Origin of the sequence: Ruegeria sp. HKCCD8929, from assembly GCF_013031405.1 — a bacterium.
Lineage (GTDB): Bacteria > Pseudomonadota > Alphaproteobacteria > Rhodobacterales > Rhodobacteraceae > Ruegeria.
The window spans coordinates 307,924-323,538 of sequence record NZ_WPZY01000004.1; the positions used below are offsets into that span (position 1 = coordinate 307,924).

General features: G+C 66.9%; 8 protein-coding genes. 4 read left to right on the forward strand and 4 right to left on the reverse strand.

The window, feature by feature from the left end; translation table 11 throughout:
- The 4 genes from GOX53_RS08640 to GOX53_RS08655 are packed head-to-tail and all read left to right on the forward strand — an operon-like array spanning window position 1 to window position 6,678.
- Window positions 1-1,008, forward strand: a complete 1,008-nt coding sequence (locus tag GOX53_RS08640) for a MoxR family ATPase (protein ID WP_171175353.1) — start codon at window positions 1-3, stop codon at window positions 1,006-1,008.
- Window positions 1,005-1,880, forward strand: coding sequence for a DUF58 domain-containing protein (locus GOX53_RS08645; protein WP_171175355.1), 876 nt, complete (start codon window positions 1,005-1,007; stop codon window positions 1,878-1,880). Before GOX53_RS08640 ends, GOX53_RS08645 begins: the two co-directional genes overlap by 4 nt.
- Window positions 1,877-4,639, forward strand: coding sequence for a DUF4159 domain-containing protein (locus tag GOX53_RS08650; protein WP_171175357.1), 2,763 nt, complete (start codon window positions 1,877-1,879; stop codon window positions 4,637-4,639). Before GOX53_RS08645 ends, GOX53_RS08650 begins: the two co-directional genes overlap by 4 nt.
- The gene (locus GOX53_RS08655) at window positions 4,636-6,678 is read left to right on the forward strand and encodes a hypothetical protein (protein ID WP_171175359.1); all 2,043 of its coding nucleotides are present in this window, start codon (window positions 4,636-4,638) and stop codon (window positions 6,676-6,678) included. The genes GOX53_RS08650 and GOX53_RS08655 overlap by 4 nt, the downstream gene beginning before the upstream one ends.
- On the opposite strand, the gene GOX53_RS08660 is transcribed toward GOX53_RS08655, so the two are convergent.
- Genes GOX53_RS08660 through GOX53_RS08675 form a run of 4 tightly spaced genes read right to left on the reverse strand, consistent with a single transcriptional unit; the run spans window position 6,675 to window position 15,558 of the window.
- Window positions 6,675-7,523 (reverse strand): 2-keto-4-pentenoate hydratase, encoded by an 849-nt coding sequence (locus GOX53_RS08660; protein ID WP_171175361.1) that lies wholly within the window; start codon window positions 7,521-7,523, stop codon window positions 6,675-6,677. The two genes, GOX53_RS08655 and GOX53_RS08660, sit on opposite strands and share 4 nt — an antisense overlap.
- A 19-nt stretch (window positions 7,524-7,542) precedes the next feature.
- Window positions 7,543-9,579, reverse strand: coding sequence for a penicillin-binding protein 1C (pbpC, locus tag GOX53_RS08665; RefSeq protein WP_171175363.1), 2,037 nt, complete (start codon window positions 9,577-9,579; stop codon window positions 7,543-7,545).
- Window positions 9,572-10,135 carry a putative glycolipid-binding domain-containing protein gene (locus GOX53_RS08670; RefSeq protein ID WP_171175365.1) on the reverse strand — a complete coding sequence of 188 codons (564 nt, stop codon included), beginning with the start codon at window positions 10,133-10,135 and terminating at the stop codon, window positions 9,572-9,574. The genes pbpC and GOX53_RS08670 overlap by 8 nt, the downstream gene beginning before the upstream one ends.
- Window positions 10,132-15,558 carry an alpha-2-macroglobulin family protein gene (locus GOX53_RS08675; protein ID WP_171175367.1) on the reverse strand — a complete coding sequence of 1,809 codons (5,427 nt, stop codon included), beginning with the start codon at window positions 15,556-15,558 and terminating at the stop codon, window positions 10,132-10,134. The genes GOX53_RS08670 and GOX53_RS08675 overlap by 4 nt, the downstream gene beginning before the upstream one ends.
- Between the last annotated feature and the right edge of the window lie 57 nt (window positions 15,559-15,615).

The following is a 15,615-nucleotide window of genomic DNA, read 5'->3' on the forward strand; positions in this document are numbered from 1 at the left end:
ATGTCCGAACCTGCCGACCTTGTCGCCGAGATCGAAGCGCTGGAAGAGAAGCTGCAATTGGCCAAGTCCTCGATCACCCGCCGCTTCATCGGGCAGGAGCGGGTGGTGGACCTGGCCCTGACCGCGCTTTTGTGCGGCGGGCATGCGTTGCTGATCGGTCTGCCGGGGCTGGGCAAGACGCTGCTGGTCGAGACTTTGTCGACGGTGATGGGGCTGGATGGCAACCGCATCCAGTTCACGCCGGACCTGATGCCTGCCGATATTCTGGGGTCCGAGGTGCTGGATACCGCCGAGGACGGCAGCCGCCATTTCCGCTTTATCTCCGGGCCTATCTTCTGCCAGCTTCTGATGGCGGATGAGATCAACCGCGCTAGTCCGCGGACGCAATCGGCGCTGCTGCAGGCGATGCAGGAACGCACGGTGACCGTGGCGGGCGAAGATCGCTCGCTGGGTGTGCCGTTTCACGTGCTAGCCACCCAGAACCCGATCGAACAGGAGGGCACCTATCCGCTGCCCGAGGCACAGCTCGACCGCTTTCTGTTGCAGGTCGATGTCGACTATCCCGACCGTGCAACCGAGCGCGACGTCCTGATCGCCACCACCGGAATGGAGGAGGAGGAGGCCTCGCAGGTGTTCACCCACGAGGAACTTCTGGCAGCGCAGGTCCTGCTGCGGCGGATGCCGGTTGGGGAGTCGGTGGTCGAGCTGATCCTTGATCTGGTGCGCGCCTTCCGTCCCGATGAGCCCGGTGTGTCCGAGCGTGTCGCGGAAACCGTGGCCTGGGGGCCCGGTCCACGTGCGGCGCAGGCACTGATGATGACCGTGCGGGCGCGTGCGCTGTTGCAGGGCCGGCTGGCGCCCAATGCCGAGGATGTGCTGGACATGGCGCGCCCTGTGCTCAGCCACCGGATGGCGCTGAACTTTGCTGCCCGCGCCCGCGGTGACAGCCTGGCCGAGCTGATCGACAGCACCGCCGCCAGCCTGACCCGCAACGAGGCAGCGGCGTGAACGCCGCGCTCTCCTTACGCGAAAGATCCGAGGCTGAGGCGGCCCGACTTCCCCCGCTGTTGGCACGGGCCGAACATCTGGCGGGCACTGTCCTGTTGGGCGATCACGGCCGCCGCCGCGCGGGGTTGGGGGACGATTTCTGGCAGTACCGCCCGGCGCAGACAGGTGACAGCAAGAGGATGATCGACCATCGCCGCTCGGCCCGGGGCGATCAGCAATATGTGCGCGAGCGCGAGTGGCAGATTGCGCAATCGGTGATGCTGTGGGTCGATCAGGGCGCGTCGATGCGATTTTCCTCGGACAAGAACCTGCCGCCCAAGGCCGACCGGGCGCGGCTGCTGGGCCTGGCCACGTCGATCCTGCTGGTGCGCGGGGGCGAACGTGTGGGCCTGACCGGCACCACCCTGCCGCCGCGGCGCGGCAATGCACAGATCATCCGGCTGGCCGAGGCCTGGTCCAAGGATGAGGCCGAGGATTACGCCCCGCCTGAGCACCGTGCCATGATCCCCCATTCGCGCGCTGTGTTCATCTCGGATTTCCTCGGCGATCAGGACGAGGTGGAGCTGGCGCTGACCAAGGCCGCCGATCGCGGTGTGCGGGGCGTTCTGTTGCAGGTTCTGGACCCGAAGGAAGAGACGTTTCCCTATCGCGGCAGGACGATTTTCGAAAGTATCGGGGGCTCGCTCAGGCACGAAACGCTCAAGGCGGGCGATCTGCGCGAGCGGTATCTGGACCGGCTGGCGCGGCGGAAAGATTCTCTGCTGCAGCTCTGCCGTGCGACCGGTTGGCAACTGGGCCTGCACCATACCGGTGACAGTGCGCAGGCGGCTCTGTTGTGGCTCTATCGTGCGCTGGATGGGGGAACCCGATGACCGTCATTGCAGGCATCGGCTTTACCGCGCCCTGGATTTTGCTGGGGCTGCTGGCGCTGCCGGTCTTGTGGATTATCCTGCGCGCCGTGCCGCCCGCGCCGATCCGGCGGCTGTTCCCGGCGGTGACCCTGTTGCTGGGTTTGCAGGATGACGAAAGCGTCTCGGACCGCACACCATGGTGGCTGCTGCTGCTGCGGATGCTGGCGGCGGCGGCGCTGATCATCGGGCTGGCCGGGCCGGTCCTGAACCCCTCGCGGGATGAAACCGGCACCGGGCCTCTGTTACTGGTGTTCGATGCCAGCTGGGCCGGTGCCTCGGACTGGTCCCGCAGGCTGAACCTGATCGACACGCAGCTGACCGAGGCGGGACGCGCAGGGCAGCCCGTGGCGCTGCTGCGGCTCAGCGATCCCGAACCCCCGGTCTTTCAATCCGCCGAGGCCTGGCGCAGCCGGCTGCCGGGCCTGATGCCGATGCCGTGGCAGCCGGATGCGGCGCTGATCGAGATGGCGCTGTCCAGCCTGGATACACTTGAGGGTGGGTTCGACACCCATTGGTTCAGCGATGCCATCGACTATGATGGGCGCGAGCAGTTGCTGCCGGCCCTACAAGCCCGTGGCGCGGTCACCGTGTTCCAGACCGATGCACCGATTATCGGCCTGTTGCCTGCGCGCTACGAGGACGGCGCCATTCAGCTGACCGCCACGCGCTCGCGGCCCGACGGGGTGCAGAGCGTGACGATCCTTGCGCAGGGCCGTGACCCTGCGGGTAATATGCGCATGCTGCAATCCGCCACCGCCGAGTTTGCCGAGGGCGAGACGCAGGCGCAAACCGCCCTATCCCTGCCGTCGGAACTGCGGGCGCGGATCACCCGGTTCGAGTTGCAGAGCCTGCGCTCGGCCGGTGCCATCACATTGACCGATGACAGCCTGCGCCGCCGCGAGGTCGCGCTGATCGCCGGCAACCGCAACCGCGAGGGGCTGGAGCTGCTCTCGCCCCTGCATTACCTGACGCAGGTGCTGATCCCCACGGCGGATTTCGTCGATGGCACACTGCTTGAGGTGCTGCCCGCCAAGCCGGACGTGATCGTGCTGGCGGATGTGGCCACGCTGTCGGGGCAGGAAGAGGCGGAGCTGGTCGAGTGGATCGAACAGGGTGGGCTGCTGTTGCGCTTTGCCGGGCCGCGCATGGCCGCCAGCGATCTTGGCCGCGATGAAGAGGATATCCTGCTGCCCGTCCGCCTGCGCAGCGGTGGCCGCACGGTGGGTGGCGCGATGAGTTGGGGTGAGGCCAAGGGACTGGCGCCTTTTGCCGAGACCTCGCCGTTCCACGGGCTGAGCGTGCCCGAGGATGTGACAGTGACGACGCAGGTCATGGCGCAGCCCGATCCCAATCTGGCCGACCGCGCCATTGCCTCGCTCAGCGACGGCACACCGCTGGTGACCCGCAAGGCGCTGGGGCTGGGGCAGGTGGTGCTGTTCCATGTGACGGCGGATGCGGAATGGTCCAGCCTGCCGCTTTCCGGCCTGTTCGTCGAAATGCTGGACCGGCTGGCCGTGGCCTCGTCTGCCAAAGCGCGGGAAGAGGCGCAGTTGCAGGGCACCACGTGGGCGCCCGCGCAGGTGCTCGACGGGTTTGGCGGGCTGTCGGATGCGGGCAATCTCGCAGGGATCGATGGGGTTTTGCTCGCCAGCGGTGAGATCGGCCCCGATCTGCGGCCCGGCATCTACGAGAACGGCAAGCAGCGGCTGGCGCTCAATGTGCTGTCCGAAGAGGCCGAACTGAGCCCCGCCGTCTGGCCCGCCAACGTGCCTGTCCGCGGGCAGCAGCGTAACCGCGAGACCCCGCTGGGCGGGCCGTTGCTGAGCTTTGCCTTGATCCTGCTGGTGATCGACGTCATCGTCTCTCTGGCGCTGTCGGGGCGGCTGGGTCTGGCACGCGCGGCGGCTCTGATACTGGGCGCTGTTGTCGCTTCTCCACAGGGCCATGCGCAGGACGGGGCCGAGACCGGTTTTGCCCTGTCCTCCACCAACGAGCTGGTTCTGGCCCATGTTCTGACCGGGGATCGAAAAGTGGACGATGTGGCGCTGGCCGGGCTGCGCGGCTTGTCGGACACGCTGTTCTATCGCACCTCGGTCGAGCCCGCCGCGCCTATTGGTGTTGACCTCGAACGCGACGAGCTGGCCTTTTTCCCGCTGCTCTATTGGCCTGTCACACCGGATCAGCCGCTGCCCTCGGACGAGGCATACTCCAAACTCAACGCCTATCTTCGTTCGGGCGGGATGATCCTGTTCGACACCCGTGACGCCGATATCGCCCGGTTCGGCACTGCCAGCCCCAATGGCCGCAAGCTGCAGCAACTGGCCGCGCCGCTGGACATCCCGCCGCTGGAGCCGGTGCCACGCGACCATGTGCTGACCCGCGCCTTTTACCTGCTTCAGGATTTCCCGGGCCGCTATGTCGGCCCCGAGGTCTGGGTTGAGGCCGCACCGCCAGATGCCCAGCAGATCGAGGGGATGCCGTTCCGCAATCTCAATGACGGCGTGACCCCGGTGGTGATCGGCGGCAATGACTGGGCCAGCGCCTGGGCCGTGGACCGCAACGGTCAGGCGCTGCTGCCGGTCGGGCGCGGCTATGCGGGCGAGCGCCAACGTGAATTGGCGCATCGCTTCGGCGTCAATCTGGTGATGCATGTGCTGACCGGGAACTACAAATCCGATCAGGTCCACGTGCCCGCCTTGCTCGACAGGTTGGGACAATGACCGGAACCGTCATATTCGATCCGCTGATCCCGTGGCCGATACTGGCTATTGTCGCGGCCCTGTCGGTGGGTGGCGTGATGCTTGCGCTGTGGCGGGGCCTCTCGGGCTGGGCGCTGCGCGGGCTGGCGGCGCTTGTGGTCATCGGTGCCCTTGCCGGACCCGTCTATCAGATCGAGGACCGCGCGCCGCTGACCGACATCGTGCTGATGATCGAGGATGAAAGCGCCAGCCAAACCCTGTCGGATCGGGGCGACCAGACAGCGCAGGCCGCCGAGCAACTCGCTGCCGTGATCGAAGCGCGCGACAACACCGAGCTGCGCCGCATAGGTGTCCGCGATGGCGAAAGCGACGAAGGTACGCAGGTGATGACCGCCCTCTCCGAAGCGCTGGCCGAGGAACCGCGTGCCCGCATCGCTGGGATCATCGCCCTGTCTGACGGTCTGGTGCATGACATCGAACAGACCCCGGAACTGCCCGCCCCGATGCATCTGCTGCTCACCGGGCGTGAGGATGACTGGGACCGGCGCCTTATCGTGCGCAACGCGCCCGCCTTTGCCATCATTGGCGAGCCGGTCACCCTGACCCTGCGGATCGAGGATAGCGGGGCCGCTCCGGACTCGCGGCCTTTGGCGCCACTGGAATTGTCGGTGGACGGCGGAGAACCCGAGCGCTTCGACCTGCCCGTTGGTCAGGATATCGAACTTCCGGTTACCCTGTCTCATGGCGGGCGCAACGTGATCCAGTTCTCGGTGCCTGCCGCAGAGGGCGAGCTGACCGACCGCAACAACACCGCGCTGATTCAGATGAACGGCGTGCGCGACCGGCTGCGGGTGCTGCTGGTCTCGGGCGAGCCGCATCCGGGCGGGCGCACATGGCGCAACCTGCTGAAATCGGACAGCTCGGTGGATCTGGTGCATTTCACCATCCTGCGCCCGCCCGAGAAACAGGATGGCGTGCCGGTGGATGAGCTGTCGCTAATCGCCTTTCCCACCCGCGAGCTGTTTTTGGAAAAGATCGAGGATTTCGACCTGATCATCTTCGACCGCTACAAGCGGCGCGGCATCCTGCCTGCGATCTACCTGGACAACGTCACTAAATATGTGAACGGCGGCGGTGCAGTTCTGGTGGCGGCGGGGCCGGATTTCGCGACCGCCGACAGTATCTTCCGCTCACCGCTGGCGCCGATCCTGCCTGCGCAGCCGACCGCGCGGGTGATCGAAGAACGCTATGTGCCAGAAGTGACCGAGCTGGGCGAACGCCATCCGGTGACCTCCGGACTGACCACCGACGAGGAATGGGGCGCGTGGTTGCGGCAGATCGAGGTCAAGCCGCGCTCGGGTCAGATGCTGATGACCGGAATTAACGAGCGGCCCCTGCTGGTGCTCGACCGTGTGGGCGAGGGGCGAGTGGCGCTGCTGGCCTCGGACCATGCCTGGCTCTGGAGCCGGGGCTATGAGGGCGGCGGGCCGCAACTGGAGCTGCTGAGGCGGCTGGCGCATTGGATGATGAAGGAGCCCGAGCTTGAGGAAGAGGCGCTGTGGGCCGAGGCCAGCGCCCAGACCATGCGCATCATTCGCCGCACGTTAGAGACGGAAATCGGACCGGTGACCGTGACGAACCCCGACGGCAGCACCGTCGAGGTGATATTGAACGAGACCTCGCCGGGCCGCTACGAGGCGCTCTATCAGGGGCCGGAAATCGGGCTCTATCGTTTGCGTGAGGGCGATCATGAGGCGGTGATCGGCCTTGGTCCCGCTGCCCCGAAGGAGTTCGAGCGTACGATTGCCACCGACGAGATCGTGGGCCCGGTGCTGGCCGATCTGCGTGGCGGGGTGATCCGGCTGGAGGATGGGTTACCCTCGGTCCGCACCGTGCGCGAGGGACGTCCGGCGGCGGGGCGCGGCTGGATCGGCCTGACCCCGCGCGGCGCCTACGAGACGCGGGATGTGACGCAGGCCGGGTTGCTGCCGCCGTGGCTGGTGCTGCTGTTGGCCAGTGGTTTCCTGCTGGCCGGTTGGCTGCGCGAGGGGCGGCGTTAATCCGTGAACACCACGCTGACCGACGGATCGCCGGGCAGGCCGTTATAGGTCGCGGTTGCTCCGCCCTTGCCCTTGGCAGGCGGGAATAGCGGCCCGAAGGAGCCGACCGAGATCATGTCTCCGGGTTTGAATTCGATACCCTTGGACATCAGCCACAGGGCGGAATTGGCCGGATGACCCAGTACCGCCTTGCCCGGAACCTGTGCCAGAACTTCTCCGTTCGCCGCCGCCAGCGTGACCTGCATGTCACCCAGCGCCTGTGCCATCGCTGCCGGGTCCTCGACCGAGATCGCCGCGCCCAGCACGCCTAGTTTCGGGGCCACGCCGATGGCGGTCAGGGTGACGCCGGTGATGGGCTCGCCCTCGGCCAGCGTCAGGTCGGGCAGTTCGATGAAGGGATGTACGGCCGAGACATGGGTCAGCACCTCTTCCGGTGTTGTCGCCTGGTTGATCGCCGCATCGCCCACGATAAGGATCAGATCGGCCTCGAACACCGGCCTTGCGCCCCAGTTCGCGGGCACCTCGGCCCCGTCAGGTAGCATCATGTCGCGGTAAAGCACGCCACGCACCGGCTCGGACACCCCGAACCGCTCCTGCGCCGGTTTGCTGGTCAGCCCGGCCTTGTAGCCCGCGACCGGCCCTTTGTGCGGCTCCAACGCAAGGGTCAGTTTGGCCTGGGTGCAGAGCGCATCCTCGATGCCGCCGTCCTTTGTTAGAGCCTGTGTTGGGGTGTTGGACAGGTAATCTGCGACAAAGGCCTCGATCTCGGCATCGGTGGCACATTCGGCTAGCGCGGTGCCTGCGGTCAGGCTGGCGGCAAGGGCGTAGATCCATGTTCGTGTCATGATGGCCTCCTCGTTCGGTTCACTCGATTTCCACGGTCACCCGGTCCGATCGCCCGCGGGCGTCAATCACCACCAGCGAGGCGTAACCGCGCCCCGGATTGGGCACCTGAAACTCACGCTGCCGGATGCCCGTGGCCATCGGCTGCCCATCGGCGAGCAGCGAGAACGGTCCGGACCCGCCGCGCAGTTTCACGGTCAGCGCGCCACCATCGGTGGCCAGCCGGGCGCCATCGGGCGGGAACAGCAGTTGCGGCGCGTCAGCCTGCGTCTCAAAGGCGGCCGAGCGGGGGCGGAACCGTTGCAGAGGTTGCGGCAGGTCAGCGGCACCTACGATCAGCGTTGAGGGCGGTGGCGGTGGAAGGGGAACAAAGCCGGGTTTCAGACGACCAAAGGCCTCGAACAGCAGCGGCGCCGCCAGATCGCCGCCAAAGGCGCCGGGCACCGGGGTGCCGTCCGCGCGCCCCAGCCAGACCCCGATCACATGGCGCCCGTCATAGCCCACCGCCCAGGCGTCGCGATGGCCGTAGGACGTGCCGGTCTTATAGGCGAGCACCCCAGCGGGTGCGCCCGGCGGCGGGGCGAGCCCGGCCAGAATGTTGCCGACCTGCCAGGCGGCGATGTCCGATATGACCCGAGTGGTCTGCTCTTTCGGATCGGTCAGACCATGGCGCAGCAGCGGCCCCTGACCGCCCTGTGCCTGTGCGGCGTAGAGCTGTACCAGATCGTGCAGGGTGATCCCGACACCACCCAGCGAGATTGCCAGCCCCGGCGCTCCGCCCGGCAGGCGTGGCTGGGCGCCCGCGCGCCGCAGTGCCGCCATCACGCGGCCCGGTCCAAGCTCATGCGTCAGCCGCACGACCGGGATGTTGAGCGACATCTGCAACGCCTCGCGCACACGGACATCGCCGCGGAAGATGCCATCGAAATTGCGGGGGGCGTAGCGACCGAACATGACCGGGCTGTCGTGGATCAGCGTCTCGGGATGGGCCATGCCCTGATCGAAGGCCAGCCCGTAGACCAGCGGTTTCAGGGTCGATCCAGGTGAGCGCAGGGCGGTGGTCATGTCCACGAAACCCTGACGCGCATCGGCATAACCAGCCGAGCCGATCGAGGCCAGAACCTCGCCGCTTAGATGATCGGCCACGATCATCGCGCCGGACACGCGCGGCCCGGCCCGCGCAGCGGCACGGGCCACCAGCGGTTCCAGGCGCGCTTGCAATCCGGCATCCAACGTCAGGTCATGGGCAGCGGCCTCGGGCGTTTCCGCGCGCACCCGGTCGGCCAGATGCGCCGCCAGTTGTGGGAAGGCCCGCATAGTGCCCGGCAAACGCTCGGAAAACGCGGCCAACACCTCTGCTTTGGGCAGAACACCGTGCTGCTGAATCCGTGTCAGTACCCGGTTGCGCGCGGCCCGTGCCTGCTCCGGATGACGGTCGGGGCGCCGCGCTTCGGGCGATTGTGGCAGGGCCACGAGCAACGCGGCCTCAGCCGGAGTTAGGCGGCGCGGTTCCTTGCCGAACCAGGCCAGCGTCGCCGCGCGCACCCCTTCCAGATTGCCTCCATAAGGCGCGTGGGTCAGATAGAGCGACAGGATCTCGTGCTTGCTTAGCTGCCGTTCCAGCGCCAACGCCACCCGGATCTGGCGCAGCTTGCCGCTCCAGCGTCCGGTCGGTCCATCCTCAAGCAGGCGCGCTACCTGCATGGTCAGGGTCGAACCGCCCGAGACCGTCCGGCCGTTCCAAAGCGCCTGCCCGGCGGCGCGAGCAATGGCCATCAGGTCCACGCCGTTATGGGAGCGGAACCGTTTGTCTTCGTACCGGATCAGCATCGAGACGAACCCTGCATCGACCGGCCCCGGGCGCAGCCGCCATATCCCGTCCTCCACCGGATAGGTGCGCAGCAGGGCGCCATTGCGGTCCCGCACCTCGACCGAGGTTTCGGCCAGAACCGTGGGCAGTTCGGTGCGCGCGACCCAATCGTCCACCGTGTCCCGCGCCAGACCGGCAAGGAACAGGCAGGCGGCGAGGCTCAACAGCAGGCGGGCGGGGTTAGCCATCGACCCAGCCCTCCCACAGATCCGGGTAGCGGGTGAGAAAGCCGGTTTCGTGCACGTCCAGATCAGCGGTGAAATTGGGGGAGGTGTAGGAGACCTTGCCCGCCTCGATCCAGGTATAGGTCTGATCCAGCCGGGCAATGGTGGCGAAATCCGGCAGCAGCCATGCGGCGCAGACCGAGGCGCTGTGTCCATCGGTCGGGGTCAGCCGCCGCAGGGGCAGCAGGTTGGTGGCAGGCGTAAAGCTGAGGTCCAGATCGGGGCAATTGCTGGTATCCGCCTGCGGTTCGTCATTGAGCAGCCAGCCCTCGGCGCCACGGCGCAGGCGCAGGGCCAGCGCGCGCCCGGCAACCTCGCCGCTGACATCGGCGGACAGGCTGGTCCAGTCCGGGCCGCAGCGGACATCATAGGTCAGGTTCGCGTCGGTCCCGTCCTCGTGCCAGATCGCCTGCCCGACCAGCATCCAGCCGTGATCCAGACGCGACAGGGTGCAGCGATCCGTGCCTTCGATATCCAGCCGCCGCCAATGGGCGGTGGCAATGGCGGTGCGGCCTGTCATTGCACCACGACCTGCCCCGTTCCTGTCCATGCGCGGTAGCGCGGGCGGTACATATCCTCGACCGAGGCCGCCGGGTGATGGAACGTGCCGGGGGTCACTGCGCGCGCCACATAGGCCAGCGTCACCGATCCGCCGCCCAACAGGTCCACCGCCGCGAGGAACCGGTCGGACCGGAACTCGGCATGGGTCGCTTCGGTGAGGTCGAGCCAGTCCAGCGCTCGCACATCGCCCGAGCGCAGCAGGTTCGGGTTGTCGATCTCGACCCCGGCGGGCAGCGGATCATCCAGCATCAGGCGGCCATCACCAGACTCATGCGGGGACACGGTCAGCACGGTCACGAAGCGTTCGCCCACGGCAAAGCTGCGCCGGTCCAGCGGGGCGCCCTCCATCGAGTAATACTGGCGGGTGATCGTGTAGCCGGTGCCACCCGCGGGCGGTGCGACCTCGGGCACGCCGCTGACGGTCAGAGTGACGTCAGTGCTTTGCCCGTCGACGGCGGTGATGTTCAGCGCCTCGCTGGCGTTGCCTTCCAACACCTGCACGAAGGGTCCGTCAACCGGTGCGCCGTTCACCCGCAGCCCCGACTGACCAGGCGTCGCGGCCAGCGCGTGGGCGGCCAGCAGGGACCAAGTGGCCTCCTGCGTCGACAGGGCGGCACTGTCGGCACTGACGCGGGTGATCAGGGCGTTGCGGTCCACCGCATTGCTGCCGGCCTCGGTCGCCAGCGCGAGCAGGCCCGCCGCATCGCGGAACCGGGTGCCGTAATCGGCGCGCCAGACCTGAGCCTCTTGCGCGGTCTGGCTGGCCACCATCCGGGCGGCGCGGGCGAACATTGCGTCCGCGCGGGTTTGATCGCCGTATGAGGCCAGCGCGGCGCCCAGTTGTGCCGCTGCGAGCGGCGTGTCAAATGCCTCGCCCTTGACGTCGGCGTAATAGCGCAGATCGCCCATCGCCGCCGCGCCCTCGCGCGCCAGCACCATCAGGGCATAGGCGATATCCTGGCCCCCTAGGTCGAAATCGGGTGCGTAGTTGATCCGGTTGCGCAGGTTGTCCATCGCCTGCGCAAAGGCGCGGTCAGGCACGGCATGGCCTTGCGCCCGGGCGCGGCTGAGGAAGTCGCTGACATAGGCATCCAGCCAAAAATCCCCGCTTTCCGCGCGCCATAGCCCGAACGCTCCGTTCGAGGCCTGCCGGGTCAGCACTCGGGTGATCGCGGCGTTGATCCGCTTTTCGACCACCGGGCCGTCACCCAGCCCGGTCGCTTGCGCGACCGACGAAAGATAGAGCAACGGCAGCGCCTGACTGGTCACCTGCTCGGTGCAGCCATAGGGGTAGCGATCCAGCCGGTCGAGCAGGCCGGGCGTGTCGAATTTCGCAAGCGGACCGGCAGACAGGATCGCCTTGCCTGATCCCGGACGTAAACCGGCAAAAACATCGTTCGAAAACAAGAAACTGTCGCCCGCGCCCAGCGCGAACCGTCGGGTTTGCGCCACCACCGGATCGTTCGAGCGTACCGGTAGGGTCAGCGATTGGGTCAGTGCGCGGCCATCCGGTGTGGTCAGAGCCACCTCGACCACCGGATCGCCGATGGCAGAGGCGGTGACGGGCACCTCGAACACGGCTTTGCCGCCTTCGGCCAGCGTGAACGACCCGGGTACGGTGCCCAGTTGCAGCGCACCAGGGGCGTTCAGGGCCAGCGACATCGCGCCCGACGGCCCATCGGCATGCACCACCTCCAGCAAGATGCGGCTGCTGTCACCCGGCGCGAGGAAGCGTGGCAGGCTGGCGGTGACCACCACCGGATCGCGCACGATCATCTCGGCCTCGGCCTGTCCCACGGCGCTGGGCGACCAGGCCACTGCCATCAGCCGCACGGTGCCGTTGAAGGCGGGTAGGACGATGTCGATCACTGCCTCTCCGTTCGCATCCAGTTCGACGAGGCCGCTGAAAACCGCCATCAGTTCCTGCGTCGGCGGCGGGGATTGCATCCGCATTCCAGCGTCGCTGTCACCGCCCGAGCGAACGATGCCCATGACGCCGTTCATGCCGTCGATCAGCCGTCCGTAGACATCGCGCAGCTCGACCCCCAGACGGCGCTGGCCGAAATAGTGTCCCTTGGGATCGGGGCTTTCGAAACCGGTCAGGTTCAGGATGCCCACGTCCACAGCGGCCAGCGTCATCCAGACCTGCTCACCTTCTGCAGCTCCCTCCACCTTGACGCGTGCCTGCTGCGTTGCGCGTGGCTCGGTAATCTCCGGCACGTCAAGTGAGACCGCGAGTTCGCGCCCGACCGGCTCGACACTGGCATGGGCCACGCCCAGCGCGCGGGCCGGGTTCTGCCCGGCGGTCACATTCATCGGACGGATCACGGTGGCCGTGACATAGGCCCCGGCGCCCCAATCCTCGGTCACCGGTACGGGAATGACGGTTTCGCCCTCGGGCACCTCGATCATCCGACGCGCGATCACCTTGTTCGATAGCACCGCGATCTGCGCGACTCCGGCCATGCGCGGCACGATCCGCAGCTGCGCCGTGTCGCCCGGGCGATATCTGTCGCGGTCCAGCGACATCTCCAGCCGGTCCGGCGTGGCTGAGGCATCGGCGGCCTGATACCACCCGGCATAGAAATCCACCGCCGAGGCGGCATAGGCGCCATCGAGCCGTTCTACCACCAGCTCATACCGGCCCCAGTCGACCGGCTGGCTCAGCACCAGAGGCTCGGCGATCAGATCGGCATCACCGGTGGCAACACGGGTGCGGCGGGTCGTGGGTTCCCAGTTCCAGTTGCCGTAGAGCTGATACCACTGATAGCGCGTCTCGACCCGGTTCAGCGTCCAGCGGACGCGCATCGGCATGGGCGAAAGCTCGGGGGACAGGCCGATAACATGGAACGCGGCCTCGGTCCCTTCGCTGACCACATCGTCGAACATCGGCTTGATGCCAATCACCGGGCCGGCTGGCAGAACCGGCGCGGTCAGGCGGCGTTCGACCGGGCGGGCCGAGCCGTCGGCAAGACGGGCGATCACAGTCGCCTCAAGTGGTTTGCCACTGGCGTCAATCTGCGGGATCTCGACCGGGACGGTCGCCAAGCCCTGCGCATCTGTCCGCGCGCCGCCGAACTGGCTGCTCTGGGCCGAGGTGCGTTCGTCATAGCGCCCAAAGCGGTAACCCTCATAACCCGCGACGGTCTCCGCCGCGCGCAGCACCACCTGTCCGTCGATGGTCAGGTCCGAGCCCGGCGCGCCAAAGAGATACTTCGCCTCGATCCGCAGCGGCGGGCTGTCGCCCGGGCGCAGAGGGGCGCCGGGCAATGACAGGTCATAGTCGATGCGTTCGGGCAGGAAATCCTCGACCAGCACGGTCTGGCTGGCCAGTGCCGGACCTTTGGGATCGGACCGGACCTCAAGCCGCCATGTTCCGCGCGGCACATCCGGACCGACCGGCAGTGCAAAGACATGGCCGCCCGCGACCCCGCCATCCGAGACCAGACGGCGGTATTCCACCCCGTCGGGACGGCTGAGAATGGCGGTCAGCGGCAGCCCCTCGACCGCCTGCGCCTCGCCATCGCGGCTGAGTGCGGTTGCATGGATCGTCTCGCCGGCGCGGTAGGCGCCGCGATCGGTAGTCAGGAACACATCCACCGGCCCGGCAGGTGCGCGGCCCTCGACGCCCCGGTCGGACAGGTCAAAGGCGGGATCGGTCAGCGACAAAAAGCTGAAATCCTCCTCCCCCGCTTTGGCAAGGATCATCGCGGGTGCCGCCGCGCCCCGGCCCCGAGTCATGCCCGGATCGAAACGGACCAGCCCGTCGGCATCTGTTGTGGCCTGAGCGATGACGGCATTGGCGCGCGAGATCAGCGTTACGTCGACACCCTCGCGTGGCGCGGCATCACCGAGGCCACGGATCGTCACATGCAACCCGTCTGTGCCGGACATCGAGCTAATTCCCAGATCGGACAGCACGAACCACTGCGTCGCCCCCGGATCGTCGTAGGGATCGGCCCCCGGCACCCGCGCGGTCAGCGCGTAGATCCCAGCGGGCTGTCCGGCAATCGCCTCGGCCATCGGCAGGCGTGAGGTCATGTCGCGGTTGAGTTCGGATTGCACCTCGGCCGTACCGGTCCAGACATCTTCGGCGATCTCGTCCGAGAACTGTTCATCCTGCCAGTGATTGAGCGGGCGGCCAAAGAACTCATCCTGAATGGCGCGCAGCAGGTTGCGGTCGCTGACCCGGCGCAGGGTCAGGTTCAACTCGGTCAAGTTGACCGTCTCGACCGGCAGCGCGGCATCTGCCGCCTTGGGCAGCACGTAGCTGCGCCCGGGGAACCGCACCGAAGGCGACCGGTCGCGCACATAGTGGGTCAGCGTCACGTCGCGGTAGAGCGATTCACCCGACGCCGCCGGCAGCCCCTCGCGGTAGGTGATGCGGTAGCGCTTGCCGTGCTCGACCCCGTCCACGCAAAGCTGTGTGCCGTCCGCCTGTACCACCATCTGCGGCTCGGGCAGTTGCACAAAGGTCTCGTAATCCACCCCGGCCTTGACCAACGGTTCCGAGAACTGAGCACAGATCCGGGGCGCCGCGGAATCGCTTTCCACTGAACTGTCAGTGACGCGGAAACCATATTTGGCCACTGCCCGGTCGAGAGCGGTCTGGATGTCCGCGCGTGGCTGGATCCGATACGCCAGACGCAGGGCCAAGACCATGTCCCGCCCGCGGTCATTACGCTCCAGCGCGTCAGCCAGGATATCCAGAGCAGCCACCTGCCCGCCTTGCGTACCGGCCCGCAAATAACCGTTGAGCGCGGCACTGAGCGCGCGACGCTGGTAGTTGCGTTGCTGGTTTCCATCATTGGTCCGGATTCGCAGCAGCAACCGGGCGTATTCCACCCATAGATCCGGCCGGTCGGACAGCGACACCGCGACCCCGCTCCAACGCATGGCGCGGACGGAATCACCAGCGGTGCGCGCGGCATCCAGAACCGCTTGCAAATCCAGCCCGCCGCCCGGATGGCGAAGGCCCAGATCGCGCGCCTGGTTCAGCGCGCGCTCAAAATCCTGTTGCCTCAGGAACGCAAGATCGCCTGCCCGAGCCGGTGCCGTGCTGAGAATATCCGGCGCCGTCGCTATTTTCTGAGCCGATATTGCACCTTCGTATGGGGCGGCCTCGCTAACACCGTTTTTGGGAAAGCAGGCGTTCGAGCGGGTGTTGAAGGTAAACGCGGCGCAATCGCTTCGCGCCGAACAGGCCCGCACGCAGGAGGACAGGTCGGTGTCGAACAGAGCCTCAAGATCACCGCCGGGAAAATCGGCGTCGCGGGTCACCACATAGCGGAACTCGGGCACATGAGTTTGCGCCTCAACCTCTTTGGCGCCTGAAAAAACCGAGAGAAACAAAGCAATTGAGGAAAAAGCAAAGCGTCGCATGACGTCCTCCTGTTTGTTCTCAGGGTCGCATGAGGGCACAGGGCTTTGCAACGATTC